Annotated in this window: 1 protein-coding gene; it reads right to left on the bottom strand. The window is 64.8% G+C overall.

The genetic code is table 11. The features are described from left to right. On the bottom strand, window positions 1-256 hold a 256-nt coding region (locus tag ACPYOM_RS23040; RefSeq protein WP_481347748.1), incomplete at both ends, for an adenosylhomocysteinase.

Genomic DNA, 256 nt, shown 5'->3' on the forward strand with positions numbered 1-256 from the left:
TGCCGTCCGGGAGCGAGTGGCGGATGCCGTACTTGTTGTCGAATTTGCTCTTGGTGACGGAGTCGTTGACGTTGATGGCCGGGAACAGCAGTTTGCCCTGCTCGGCGAGCTGGTACAGGCGGTGGACACCGGTGGTGGTTTCCTCGGTGACGCCCTCGATGCGTGCTGCCAGGCGGGTCCACTTCTGCGGGTCGGCGGCGAGGGTGCGGCGGAGGAGGTCCAGGATGTGGACGTATTCCTCGGGATCGTCCTCGGT

Source organism: Monashia sp. HAY1-2A (genome assembly GCF_056755315.1).